Source organism: Streptomyces sp. NPDC052299 (assembly GCF_040679335.1).
Classification (GTDB): domain Bacteria; phylum Actinomycetota; class Actinomycetes; order Streptomycetales; family Streptomycetaceae; genus Streptomyces.
Map to the genome: position 1 here is coordinate 90,321 of NZ_JBFAUP010000004.1, position 13,395 is coordinate 103,715.

The following is a 13,395-nucleotide window of genomic DNA, read 5'->3' on the forward strand; positions in this document are numbered from 1 at the left end:
GCCGTCTCTTGAGTTGCTGCGGGAGAGGGACTGCGGTCACTCGTCCACGAGGCTCGTGCTGTCCGAGAACTGGGAGAGGCGGAAGACGACGAACTCCGCCGGCTTCACCGGAGCGACGCCGATCTCACAGACGACCTGGCCGAGGTCGATGGACTCCTGGGGGTTGTTGTCCCGGTCGCACTTGACGTAGAACGCCTCCTCCGCCGTACGGCCGAAGAGCGCGCCCCGGCGCCACTCCTCGGAGAGGAACGCGGTGACGTTGCGCCGGATGCTCGACCAGAGGCGGTCGTCGTTCGGCTCGAAGACGACCCACTGGGTGCCCAGGAGGATGGACTCCTCCAGGTAGTTGAAGAGCCGGCGGACGTTGAGGTAGCGCCAGGCCGGGTCGGAGGAGAGGGTGCGGGCGCCCCAGATCCGGATGCCCCGGCCGGGGAACGCGCGCACGCAGTTGACGCCGATCGGGTTGAGCAGGTCCTGCTCGCCCCGGCTCAGCCGGAGTTCGAGGTCGAGCGCGCCCCGGATGACCTCGTTGGCGGGCGCCTTGTGCACACCGCGCTCGCCGTCGCTGCGCGCCCAGACACCGGCGACGTGGCCGCTCGGGGGCATCAGGGTCTGGCGGCCGGTCGCCGGGTCGAGGACCTTGAGCCAGGGGTAGTACACGGTCGCGTAGCGCGAGTCGTAGCCGGCGTCGTCGTTGCGCCAGGTGCGGACGCGCTGGGCGTTCATGCCGGGCGGGGTGTCCAGGACGGCGACCCGGTCGCCCATCTGCTCGCAGTGGGCGATGAGGGCGAGCTGTACGGCCCGGACTCCCTCGTCGTCGATGTCGCCGCGCTGGTGGGCGCTCATCAGGTCGGGGACGGCGACCATGGTGATCTCGTCGATCGCCTCGAGGGCCGCGATGCCCGTACGCGCCGAAGCGTCGCCCACGTACTCGGTGGGGCCGGTCCGGCCGGTGGCGGTGGCGTCCGGGGTGGCGGGCGCGAGGGTGAGGCTCTGCTTCTCCGGGCGGGACTGCGCCGCGCCGGGCTGCTCGGTGACCTCGATGAGCTTCGACTGACGGGCCTGGGTGACCAGGTAGCCCTTGACGTTCTTGCGTACGGAGGTGTCGAAGGTCTCCACGACCTTCCCGCCCTGACGGACCAGCAGGCGGAAGCGGTCCTCCGGCGGGTTCTCACCCTCGGCGTCCGCGACCTCGATGGAGATCCCGTCACCGGCGCCCGGCCGGGCCGACACCAGGAAGCCGCCGACGGCCACGGAGGGGGCCGTCGCGGGCGCGCCGTCCTGCGGGGCGTCCTCGGCGGGCCCGCCGATGCGCACGATGTACGCGGCGCCGCCGCCGTTGCTGAAGAACCCGTGGACGGCGAGCGTCAGATACGTGTCCGGGGTGAAGGTGCCGAACGTCGAAACGTACTGGTCCCAGCTGGTCACCAGCGTCGGCCGGTGGAAGGGACCGGTCTCCGCGAAGCCGACGAAGGCGGCGACCGCGGTGCCGACACCCTCGATGGGCCGTGCTCCGGACTGCACCTCCTCCACGTATACACCTGGGGTGAGGTACGACGGCATGCTCGCTCCTTCGGCTGGTCAGACGTTCGCCCGCCCAGTCTCGGCAGAGGGCGGGCGCGGGCAGTAGGTCTCAAAGTCCTGGCCGGGGGGCAGGGCGGCTGCCTTTCCGGGCCGGTGCGCCGGGACACCGGGCGCGAGGGATTAGTTTCAGCCAGAAAATATCGGGCAGGCCGGCAAGGTCGGCCGGATTTCCCCGGTCCCTCCGCGGAACCGAATGAGGCCCGATCCGCTCCGCCGAGCGCGGGGCCCGGTGGTCCAGTCCATTCGCCCCGCGCGGAAATGACCGGGAATCACCCGGGAAACGCCGGAATTGGCCCGCTGCCCGCACTCCCCGCATTTGCGGGTCCAGTGGTTCCGGGTGTGTCCGGGTGTGTGAAGGGACACACCCGGATGAACACGTGGTGGCGCATCCCCGCAGGTGGGAAACCCGTCTGTTCACACAGCGGGAACAGAAAGCCCGGAATCCGGCGCTATCGTTCCTCTCGCGAAACATCGCTCAGCACACCGCTCACATTGAGCACTTGGTGACATCCGGACGCCTGCTTCCCGGTGGCCGGAGTCCCGGGCTTCGAGCAGGTCACGGAAACGGTGACCGCCGCCTTCTCCGGTATCTGAATGGGGGTGACCCAGTGATAGTCCTGGTTCCTGAACGTCTCCAGGGCAATGGTGGTGATCTTCCGCTGCCCGAAGGAGATGGTCAGCAGCCCCTCGTCGCCCTGGAAATTGGCCACGACGATGTCCGTGACGCCGAAAGTCTGGCCTTCCGGGACCACATAGGTGCCGGCGTTCCGGCCCCCGGCGGCAGTCTGCACGTCGATGGTCTCGGAGCTCTGCCGGCCGCCCCCGCCGCCGCCGGAACCGCCCGAACCGCCGGACCCTCCGGTCGAGCCGGAGCCGCCCGTCGCACCGCCGGACCCGTCGGCGCCGCCCGAGCCCTCCCCCTTGCCCTGGGGGTCCTGCTGTCCGCCGCCCGAGGCCGAACCGCCCTGCCGGGGCTGCCGGTTCTCCTCCTGCGCGGCCTTGGCGCCCGCCTCCTTGGCGGTGCTGCGGACGGCCGGGCGCACCAGCGCGAACCAGGCGAGCAGCAGCGCGAGCACCGCGGCGAGCAGGATCAGCAGCCACTTCGGGAACAGCGGGAGCTGGGCGAACTCGCCCTGGAGCGGCTCCGGCCGGCCCGTCCGGGGGCCCTCGGCCCCGGCGTCCTCCGGCTCCCCGGCCACCACCTCGAACGGCCAGGCGGCCGGCGCGCCGAACCAGATCAGCTTCCGGGCCCGGACCTTGAGGCCCGCCTCGGCGGACTCGCCGGGCTCCAGCTTCCTGCGCTCCGGCGTGAACGCGAGGCGCAGTTCCTCGCCGGGCTGCCGGGCCGCGAGCGCGACCTCCGTGGGAGCGTTCCCAAGGTTCTGTACGACGGTGCGGAAGCGGGCCCCCAGCCAGCCCCGGCGGCGCCCCGGCTCCAGCCGTGCGCGCAGCTCGTGGAACGGCTCGACCACCACCGTCATCTCGGGGACGGCCACGGACTCGGGGTGCTCGGCGGGCAGCACCCGTATCCCCACGGGCTTCTCACCGGCGCGGACCTCGTGGGACCGGGGCGGTGCGAAGCGCACCGTGACGGTCTCGGAGGTGCCGGGATAGAGGGAGACCCGGGCCGGTTCCACCGTGGTCCACGCCGCACAGTCGCCGACCACGTCGAGGGTGTACGCCTCGACGATGTCCCCGTCGTTGCGCACGGTCAGCGTGGTCGTCGCTTCGGCGCCGGGCGACACCGTCACCGTGGGCATTGCGAGTTCGGCAGATGTGGTCACCCTGCGACGTTAGGCCGCACCCCGCCCCCGGCAGCAGGGGCGCGAGGGCAATGTGCGGGCAGGGGCGATGCCCCGGGGGCACACCCGCGCCGGATGCCCGCACCCCACCCCCGGGCCAGGTCCCCCTGCCCACGCGGGACGTACGCGTACGGCACGGGACACAACGGAATTCGGCGGAAGCGGCCCAGAAGGACGAGCACATGACCACGATCACGACAGACATGACGACGACGGGGGCGGCGGGCCCGCGCGGCCTCGCCGCGCCCGAGCAGCCCGCCCCCGGCATAGCCGCCCCGGCGTCCGGCCGGGTCTCGGTGGCGGTGTACGCGGAGGACCTGATCCTCCGGACCGGGGTGGTGCAACAGCTGCGCCGGCGCCCGGAGATCGAGCTGGTCCCGGAGGAGGAGGCGGACCGGGCCCAGGTCTCCCTGGTGGTGGTGGACGTGGTGAACGAACCCGCCGTCCAGCTCATGCACCGCCTCCAGCGCAACACCGCCACCCGGACCGGCCTGGTCGTCGGCTACTTCGAGGCGGGGGCCCTCCAGACCCTGATCGAGTACGGGGTGGCCGCCGTGCTGCGGCGCGGGGAGGCCGACCAGGACCGGCTCGTCCATCTGGTGACGGCCATCGCGAAGGGCGAGGGGGTCCTTCCCGGGGACCTCCTCGGCAAGCTCATCGACCACGTCAGCAGCCTGCACCGCTCGGTCCTGGACCCGAGGGGCCTCTCGCTGTCCACGCTCACGACGCGCGAGGCGGAGATGATCCGGCTGGTGTCGGAGGGCTACGGCACGGCGGAGATCGCGCAGAAGACCTCGTACTCCGAGCGCACCGTCAAGAACGTGCTGCACGAGGTCGCGACCCGGCTCAACCTGCGCAACCGGGCGCACGCGGTGGGGTACGCGATGCGGCACGGGCTGATCTGACGCACCGTCCGGCACCGGGAGGGCAGCGGCCGTTGCCCCCTCGGTGCCCCGGCGCGGCCGTCCGGCCGGGGTCCGCGTCCCGGGGTCTGCCCCGCTGCCCCTTGCCCCGGTGCGGGTCCGGCCGGTCTGTTGGCAGTGACCGTTCGTGGAAAGGCAGACCGTTGTCCCAGCGTGAGCACCGCACCGACCGGACCGCCGAGACCCGGTCCGCCCCCGCACGCGGCCCGGCCCCGGCCGAACGGGCCGGACTCCTGGAGGTGCAGCGCACCCTGGGCAACGCGGCCGCCCTGCATCTGCTGCGGCAGGCCGGCCGGCAGGAGGCCCCGGAGCAGCCCGCCGTGCAGCGCTCGGCCGTTCACGACGTGCTGAACGGCAGCGGCAGGCCGCTGGAGGCGTCGCTGCGCGCGGAGATGGAGGCCCGGCTCGGCGCGGACTTCTCGGACGTACGCGTCCATGACGACGCGGCGGCCCGCGCGTCCGCCGCCGGGGTCGGGGCCCGCGCCTACACCAGCGGCCACCACGTCGTCATCGGCGAGGGCGGCGGCGACAAGCACACGCTGGCCCATGAGCTGACCCACGTCATCCAGCAGCGGCAGGGCGCGGTCTCCGGCACCGACCGGGGGGACGGGCTGCGCGTGTCCGACCCGTCCGACCGCTTCGAGCGGGCCGCCGAGGCGAACGCCCACCGCGTGATGCGGGGCACGGCCCCGGACGCGCACGAGTCCGGGCAGCCGGTCGCGGGGCCGGGACGCGCGGGGGCGGACGCCGTACAGCGGTTCATGGCGCCCACCGCGAGCGGCGACGCCGCCGCTTGGCGGCAGGAGGCCCTGCGCTACTTCCAGTCCCCCGAGGTGAAGGACGTCCTGAAGAGGTACACCGAGCTGGTGCTGGGGGAGCCGTTGCAGCCCAAACTCCTGGCGAAGCTGGTCGGGGACCTGGGCATCAAGGCCGAGTGGAGGGCGGTCGTACAGGCGACCGGCGGGGCAGCCGGTTCGGCGGGAGCCGACCTGGACGCGTCGCTGACCGCCGTGCTGCGGCAGCTGAACATCATGGAGCAGGAGGTCCTGACCTCGCGCAAGGTCGGGGAGGAGCCCGACTACGACAAGCCGCTGCCGCAGGCCGTCGTGGGCACCGAGTTCACCTTCACGGACGACACCCTCAACGGGATCGCCGGGGGCAATCCGCTGCGCGTGGACATCAGCGGACTGACCGGGCAGGCGGACGCCCGCGCACGGTCCGCGATCACCTACGCCCGGAACAAGATGACCGACTGGGCCGGCCGGGTCCAGGCCGCCGATCTGCCGGCGGGCTTCGAGCTGGCCGTGAGCAACACCACCGTGAAGGGCCAGGAGGCGCGGAAGTTCACGTACACCAAGGGCGACACGACGTGGTGGTGGGAGATCACCATGGACGACGCCTGCCTGGAGACCCGGACGGACCCGACCCCCATCGCCGGGCTGCACGCCGCCCATGTGCAGTTCATCGTGGAGCGGCACATCTTCCGGCTCGCCGAGAACTGCGGTCTGCGCGTGGACCAGAGCATCTTCGGCGGCGGCGGGCACATCTCCCTGGACAGCGGCTCGACGTTCGGCGGAAGCGTCGAACTCTTCGTCGAGTCCATGCGCCAGTGGGAGGACGACTGGAACAACTGGGTTCTGCGGTTCGGCACCGCACCGCGCGCGAAGGACACGGTGAACGCACCGTGGACCGGAGACCTCCCGCAGGGACAGGCCCACCTGGACGAGGTGAAGACCCTGCTCGACCAGATCCTGGCGGACGCGCGCCGGGGCGATGTGGACCTGCCCGGCGCGGTCCAGCGCCTCCAGGCGCACATGATGACGCTTCCCCTGCACCAGGACGCGACGCCCAACCTGCGGGACAAGGTGGACGCCCATCCGGAGGACCGGCTGCACTATCAGGCGGTCAACCTGGAGCACATGAACGACGCGAACGCGGGGCACCGGCGCGTCGAGTTCCGCGACATCCAGGCGCAGGCGAGTTACGAGGAGCTGCTGGACGACCTCCGGCACATCGGCTTCCTGCTCCAGGGCGTCCGGGACAACGTCGGGCCCGAACAGACCGGCCGTCTCGCGGACCGGCACGCGAAACGCCCGCGTTAGGGCCTGTCCGGCCCCAAAGGGCACCCGGTCTTCCCCGTCCCGGGGTACTCCGGGCCCTGTCCGCACGCCCCCTTCGGCGGGATGCTCACCGTGGAGAGCCATCGACCCAGACTGTGAGGTGGACTGTGGGCGGTCCTGCTGGCCCGGCGAGGGGTGCCCGGCTGCGCCGGATGTGCGGTGCGGTGGTGCTGCTGACGCCGTTGCTGGTGGCGGGCTCCGTGTCCGCCCCGCAGAGCGCCCAGCCGGCCGCCGCCGCGACGAAGGCGGCGGCCGACACCGGGCGGATCGCCTTCGCCGGTACGGGGCACCGCAGCCTCGGCCGGGTCACGTCGGAGACGGCCACCGAGGACCTGTTCGGGAGCGACGGCCCGGTCCACTACGACCAGGACGCCTACGGGCGCGGCGACGCGCTCGTCTTCACCAGCCGCCGGGACGAGAAGCGCCCCCAGGTCTACCTGCGCGGCGCGGACGGCACCGTACTGCGCCTGACCCGCGGCGTGGACGCCGCGCACCCCGAACTCTCCCCCGACGGTAAGACCGTGGTCTTCGACTCGCCCGGCAACGGCGGCCGCCGGGACCTGTGGTCGGTGCCCACCGACGGGTCCGGGAAGCTGCGGCAGCTGACGGACACCACGTCCGAGGAGACGTCCCCGACGCTCTCCCCGGACGGCACCCGCATCGCGTACGCGAGCGACGGCGGCCCGGAGCCGGGCAGGCAGATCTACGCACGCGACCTGGACGGCGGCACGGTGACGTGCCTGAGCGACAGCACCGAGGGCGACGCCGACGAGCCCGAGTGGAACCCGGTCAAGGACGGCACCCACGGCTCCCTCGTCGCCTACACGCTGCACGTCGAGCCCACCTCCGACACGGACACCGGCCACCGCCTGCGGGTCACCACCGACGGCTCCGGGACCGCCCGGCCGGTACTGACCGGTCTCGGCAAGGACTGGGGCTCCCGGTCACCGGCCTGGCTGCCCGACGGCGAGGGCCTGCTCTTCCTCAGCCCCAACACGGACTGCGGCTGCTCCGTCTACGACCACGTCTACCGGATCGTGTCCCTGACCGACCCCGCCCCGCACATGGTGCTCACCGAGGACCGCGAGGTGGAGACCCCGGCGGTGCTCGGGTCCCCCGGCTCCTGGTCCACGGTCGTCACCCGCCGGACCACCAAGGACGCCGCCGTCGTCACGCTCCAGGACATGCGGCAGGACGGCTCCGACCCCCGCGACCTCCGGCTCGACGTCCTGCGCGAGGACCCCAGGGCCCTGACCAACACGAGCGACGACCCGGCCGTCGACCCGCTGTTCCACCCGGCCGACGGCTACGACCCCTGGACCGAGCGGCAGACGTACACGCCCGACGGCCGCCGCATCGCCGTGACCAGGTTCGAGACGGTCGACGGGCAGCGGGTCCAGCGGATCTGGCTCGCCGACACGGACGGGAGGCACCCGTCGGTCATGAAGCTGGACGGGCGCGGCCCCCGGGACCGCGACACCGACCCCTCGTTCTCGCCGGACGGCACCCGGCTCGCCTTCACCCGGTCCACGCCCGGTACGGACGGCGCCTGGGCCAGCCGGGTCCTCGTCGCGGACGTGGCCTCCGGGCGCATCACCGGCGAGATCGTGCCGCCGGACGGCGAGGTCACCGGCGCCGACGCGCAGCCCGCCTGGTCCTCGGACGGCACCCTGCTGGCGTTCACCCGCGCCGAGGTCATCCGGGGCCTCGGCGGCATCAAGCACGTCTGGACCGCGCCGGTGAAGGCGCTGAAGCAACAGGACGACCTGACCCGCCTCGCGGGCTGCCCCGGCTTGTGCAAGGTCATCGACGACAGCCCCGCGTTCTCGCCCGACGGCAGGTCCGTCGCCTTCAACCGCAAGGACCGCGCGGACCAGATCAACCAGCGCGCCAGCGTCGTCGTCACCTCACCGGACGGCGAGAACTGCCGGGTCGTCCTGCCGGCCGGCCGGAGCAACGACTCCTCCGCGTGCGCCGCGGAGATCCCGGACGTCGAGACGACCGGCCCGTACCAGCCGCGTGACGTGGCCTGGTCGCCGGACGCCTCCCGGCTGGTCGTCAGCCACCGCCGCGGCCGGGCGCCCAGCTCCCCGGAACAGCTCTCCGAACTCGACCCGGCCACCGGCACCCTGACCCCGCTCACCGCGGAGCTGCCCGGCCGGCAGAAGGAGCCCGCCTTCCAGCAGAAGGTGGACCTGGCCGTCACCGCGCCGCCCACCGCGCCCACCGTGGAGACCGGCTCGTCGGTGTCCGTCACGGTCACCGTCACCAACAACGGCCCCGCCCACTCCCCCGGCACCACCCTGGTCGCCGACCTCCCGCCGGGCGTCCGGCTGGAGGGCATGACGACGCCCAAGGGCGCGTGCGACGACGACGGTGCGCCGAGCTGCGACCTCGGCCTGCTCGCCCCCGGCGCCCGGGTCCCGGTCACCGTGCGGCTCATCGGCGTCACCAACGGGCCCTGGCAGCTGGGCTGGTCGGTCACCGGGGCGGTCCTGGACCCGAACCCCACGGACAACGCCACCGGCACCTCCGTACGGGTCCGCACCACGCCCGCACAGCCGAGCCCGCCGCCCGGCGGACCGGCCACCCCGCCCAAGCTGCCGCCCCCGGCCGCGCAGCCGCCCGCCCTGCCGCCCGCACCCGAGGCCGGTCCCGCCGTCGTCGTCCGGGCGCAGCCCAGCCCCGGCTACGTCGGCGGCCGGGTCGTGGTGACGTACACCGTCCGCAACGGCAGGAACGCCCTCGCCACCGGCCTCCGGCTGCGGCTCGGGCTGCCCTCCGGCATTCCCGTGGCCACGCTCCCGGCGGGCTGCACCGGCGAGGTGTGCGCGCTCCCCGACCTGGCGCCGGGCGCCTCCTCGGTCCTGCGGGTCGTGCTCGCCCCGGACCACGCGCTGCGGACCCGGATCACCGGCACGCTGACGACCACCGGCACCGACGCGGACCGGGGCGACAACGTCTCGCGCATCCCGCTGCGCATCCTCCAGCCCCGGATCGTCTCGGTGCCGGAGATCGGCAAGCCCGGCTTCGTCACCTCGGTGCGCGGCAAGGACTTCCCGCCCGGTGTGCCCGTGAAGCTGGCCTGGAAGCCCGGGATCACGGCCGCCGCCGCGCCCACCCTGCCGGGCCGCGACGGCACGTTCATCGCCCAGCTGCTGATCCTGGTCAAGGACCGGACCGGACCGCGCACCATCACCGCCTCGGGGCCCGGCTTCTCACCGGTGAAGACGGACTTCCTCGTGGTGACGGGCAACCTGGTCCCGCCGGACGAGATGGGGCGCCGGTGATCCACGAAGTGGACGAGGCGCTGCGGCTGTTGCTGGTGGACGCGGGCCTGGAGGACAGCGGCGTCGACCTCGTCTTCGACGCCCCGACGAAGGACTGGTCCGCCCGCCGCAACGCGCCCACGGTGAGCGTCTTCCTGTACGGCATCCGCGAGGACGCGACGCGCCGCCGCAGCGGCACGTCCGAGGAGTACGACGCCGAGGGCCTGGTCACCGGCCGCCGCACACCGCCGCGCTGGTTCGAGCTGACCTACCTGGTGACGGCGTGGACCAACCGCCCTCAGGACGAACACCGCCTGCTCTCCGAGGTGTTGCGCTGCCTGATCCGCACCCGCACGCTGCCCGCGGCGATGCTGACGGGCAGCCTCGCCGACCTCGCCCTCACGGTCGAGATGGAGGCCGCGTCGGCGGGTTCGGGCGACCGCCCGTCCACGGTGGACGTCTGGTCCGCGCTGGGCGGCGAGCTGAAGGCCGCGATCGACGTACGGGTGTGGGCCCCGCTCTCCGGCGAGGTGGAGCCCGCCGGGCCGCCGGTCACGGAGGGCCTGCTCGTCCGCACGGCCGCCGCCGTGGACGGCGGGGCGACGGAGCCCGGCCGCCGTCTGCGCTACGAGGGCGGCACGGCCGCCTCCGGCGACGGCTTCGCGGCGGAACGCGAACGGCAGCTCCCGCCGGGGCGCCGCAGGCGCGGGGGCGGGGTCGCCCGGTGACCGTCGCTCAGCAGCTCCCCGCCACCTCCTCCGTCGCCGAGCTCTGGGAACGGCTCGGGCACGTCGAGCGGCGGGTGCGGATCGCCGTCGCGCTGCGCCACGAGACCGACCCGTCGCCGGACGATCCGCTGCGGGGGCAGTACCTCACACCCGCCGGTGCCCAGCGCGTCCTGGACTCGCGCGACGCGTTCCTCCCCGTACCGGACCTGGGCCCCGACGCGCCGCCCGGGCGCGGGCGGATCGCGGAGCTGGCCGAGCGGTTCGGGCTGACCGGGCCCGACGTGGACCTCCTGCTCGTCGCCCTGGCGCCGGACGTCGACGCACGGTTCGAGCGGCTGTACGGCTATCTCAACGACGACCTGACCCGGCGCCGCGCCACGATCGGCCTCGCGCTCGAACTGTGCGGGCTGCCCGGCGCGGGCCCCGGCCGGTTCCGGTTCACGCCCTCCGCGCCGCTCGTCGCGTCCGGGCTCGTGGAGGTGCTGGACCCCGAACTCCCGCTGCTCTCCCGGGTGCTGCGCGTCCCGGACCGGATCACCGCCCATCTGCTCGGCGACGACGCGGTGGACGCCCGGCTGCACGGGCTGGTCCGGGTCGCGGACCCCGGCGACGAGCCGGACACCGGCCCGGTCACCCGGCGCGTCGCGGCGGCGGCCGGGACCGGGAACGGGTTCACGCATCTGCTGGACCGGGGCGGCGACCCGGCCCGCCTCGCCGTCGGCGCGCTCGCCGCGTCCGGGCTGCGTCCGCTCGTGGTGGACCCGGCGGCCCTGGCGGCGGCGCCGGAACCGGAGCGGGCGGTCAGGATGCTGGCGACCGAGGCCCGGCTGAGCGGCGGCGGGCTGGTGCTCGGCCCGCTGGAGGCGCTGGCCCCGGAACAGCCCAAGGGCGCCGCGCTCGTCGGGGCCCTGTGCGCGGCGGTCGGCGGCGGCTCGCCGCTGCTCGTGTACGGGCGGAAGCACTGGGACCCGTTGTGGGCCGGGGAGAGCCCGGTGACGGTGCCGGTCCCGCCGCCGGACCCGGCGGACGCCGTACGGCGGTGGCGCGGCGCGCTCACCGGGGCCGGTGCCGCGGCCGGGCTCGCCGCCGGGACGCAGGAGGCCGACGCGCAGCTCGCGGACGCCACCCGGGCGTACCGGCTGGACTCCGGCCAGATCCGCCGGGCCGCCGACGTGGCCGTCCGGCTGGCCGCGCAGGAGGGCCGTCCGGTGGAGGCCGTCGATCTGCGGACCGCCGTACGGGCGCAGAACGGCGCGGGGCTCGCCCGTCTCGCCCGGCGCATCGAGCCGACGGTCGGCTGGGACGACCTCGTGCTGCCCCCGGCGACCCGCCGCCAGCTCTCCGACCTGGCCCTGCGCGCCCGCCACCGGGACCAGGTGCTCGGGCGGTGGCGGATGCGGCCGGGCGGCGGCCGGGGCCGCGGCATCGTCGCGCTGTTCGCCGGGGAGTCGGGGACGGGCAAGACCATGTCGGCCGAGGTCGTCGCGGCGGACCTGGGCATGGAGCTGTACGTGGTCGACCTGTCGTCCGTGGTCGACAAGTACGTCGGGGAGACCGAGAAGAACCTGGAGCGGATCTTCGTGGAGGCGTCCGAGGTCAACGCGGTGCTGCTGTTCGACGAGGCGGACGCCGTCTTCGGGAAGCGCTCGCAGGTCAAGGACGCCCAGGACCGGCACGCGAACGTGGAGTCGGCGTACCTGCTCCAGCGCGTCGAGTCCTTCGACGGCATCGCCGTCCTCACGACGAACCTGCGGGCCAACCTGGACGAGGCGTTCACCCGCCGACTGGACGTGGTCGCGGACTTCCCCGTACCGGACGCGCAGCAACGCCTCGCGCTGTGGGAACGCTGCCTCGGGACGGAGGTCCCCCGCGCCCCGGACCTCGACCTGCCGACGTGCGCGGACCGGTTCGAGCTGACCGGCGGTTCGATCCGGGCGTGCGCGGTGACGGCCGCGTACCAGGCGGCCGAGTCGGGCCGCCCGCTGGACACCGAGCAGCTGGTCGGGGCGGTCCTGGCGGAGTACCGGAAGCTCGGACGGCTGGTCCTGGAGAGCGAGTTCGGCCCGTGGCTGAAGCGCGCGAGGCGCTGACGCCTACCGGAGCGGGCGGACCGTGAGGATCTGTTCCGCCCGGCCGACGGGCCCCTTGACGTCGTGCAGGACCGTGCTGGTGAGGCCCTGGCCGGTGGGGCCGAAGACGACCGTGGTGTCCAGGCCGGTCCAGCGGCCCTCGGGCTGGCGGTGCAGATGGATCGTCAGGTCCACGTTGGGGAACATCCACTCGGTCGGCTGCTCGCGTACGGCGATGCCGTTGGCCGTGTCCACGAGCGCCACGTACGAGGCCAGCGGCCCGGCGGTCTCCCCCGCGACCAGGTCGAGCGGGGTGGTGATCCACGCCGTCGTGCGGCCGGGCAGCGGCGGGGCGAGCGGGCGGACGTCGAGCGAGGCGACGTAGCCGCCGGGCCAGAGGTCGGCCATCGGCCAGGGGGCGAGCGCCTCGGGCGGGGTGAGCCGGTCGTCCTCGCCGTCGGCGACCTCCGTGGTGTCCACGGGGGCGAGCGACCAGGCCCTGGCCCGTACGACCGGGCGGCCCGCGATGAGCGCGACGGCCTCCACCAACTCGATGGTGCGGCCGGGGCGGACGGTCTCGACGCGGATCTCGCACTCGTCCAGGGCGAGCCGCCCGAGGATGTCGAAGCTGATCCGGGACAGCAGCAGCCGCTCGCCGGGCCGCTCCGCGAGGTGCCGCTCGACGGCGTGGACGAGGAGCCCGCCGAACGGGCTGAAGTGCACCTCGTCCGTGCTCCACGCACCGCTCGCGTGGGCGGTCGGCTTGTAGCGGTGGGCGTCGATGCGCTCGTAGTAGCTGCCGGTGTTCAACGGATCGCTTCCCTCACGGCCGTACGGATCGGGCATCCCCAGCGTGCCACCGGGGGCGATCCGGCCCGCGCGCGGGTACCGCGCCCCGCA

At 73.9% G+C, this 13,395-nt stretch carries 8 protein-coding genes; 5 read left to right on the top strand and 3 right to left on the bottom strand.

Features of this window, described 5'->3' with window-relative positions:
* Nucleotides 1-36: 36 nt before the first annotated feature.
* Nucleotides 37-1,563: a phage tail sheath family protein gene (locus AB0L33_RS08230; RefSeq protein ID WP_365678842.1), complete on the bottom strand. Its 1,527-nt coding sequence runs from the start codon at nucleotides 1,561-1,563 to the stop codon at nucleotides 37-39.
* Nucleotides 1,564-2,033: 470 nt separating this feature from the next.
* A complete protein-coding gene (locus AB0L33_RS08235) occupies nucleotides 2,034-3,344 on the bottom strand; it encodes a hydrolytic protein (RefSeq protein ID WP_365679424.1) in 1,311 nt (436 codons plus the stop codon).
* 224 nt (nucleotides 3,345-3,568) lie between these two features.
* On the opposite strand from AB0L33_RS08235, the gene AB0L33_RS08240 reads away from it, so the two are divergent.
* The 5 genes from AB0L33_RS08240 (at nucleotide 3,569) to AB0L33_RS08260 (ending at nucleotide 12,516) form a co-directional block, all read left to right on the top strand.
* Nucleotides 3,569-4,291: a LuxR C-terminal-related transcriptional regulator gene (locus AB0L33_RS08240; RefSeq protein ID WP_365678844.1), complete on the top strand. Its 723-nt coding sequence runs from the start codon at nucleotides 3,569-3,571 to the stop codon at nucleotides 4,289-4,291.
* A gap of 161 nt (nucleotides 4,292-4,452) precedes the next feature.
* Nucleotides 4,453-6,411 (top strand): DUF4157 domain-containing protein, encoded by a 1,959-nt coding sequence (locus tag AB0L33_RS08245; RefSeq protein WP_365678846.1) that lies wholly within the window; start codon nucleotides 4,453-4,455, stop codon nucleotides 6,409-6,411.
* A 170-nt stretch (nucleotides 6,412-6,581) separates the two neighbouring features.
* On the top strand, nucleotides 6,582-9,719 hold the full coding sequence (locus AB0L33_RS08250; RefSeq protein ID WP_365679426.1) for a hypothetical protein: 3,138 nt from the start codon (nucleotides 6,582-6,584) through the stop codon (nucleotides 9,717-9,719).
* Nucleotides 9,716-10,426, top strand: a complete 711-nt coding sequence (locus AB0L33_RS08255) for a DUF4255 domain-containing protein (RefSeq protein WP_365678848.1) — start codon at nucleotides 9,716-9,718, stop codon at nucleotides 10,424-10,426. Before AB0L33_RS08250 ends, AB0L33_RS08255 begins: the two co-directional genes overlap by 4 nt.
* Nucleotides 10,423-12,516: an ATP-binding protein gene (locus tag AB0L33_RS08260; protein ID WP_365678850.1), complete on the top strand. Its 2,094-nt coding sequence runs from the start codon at nucleotides 10,423-10,425 to the stop codon at nucleotides 12,514-12,516. Before AB0L33_RS08255 ends, AB0L33_RS08260 begins: the two co-directional genes overlap by 4 nt.
* A gap of 3 nt (nucleotides 12,517-12,519) precedes the next feature.
* Here the strand turns inward: AB0L33_RS08260 and AB0L33_RS08265 are convergent, their stop codons facing one another.
* Nucleotides 12,520-13,305 carry a thioesterase family protein gene (locus tag AB0L33_RS08265; RefSeq protein WP_365679428.1) on the bottom strand — a complete coding sequence of 262 codons (786 nt, stop codon included), beginning with the start codon at nucleotides 13,303-13,305 and terminating at the stop codon, nucleotides 12,520-12,522.
* Nucleotides 13,306-13,395 lie beyond the last annotated feature (90 nt).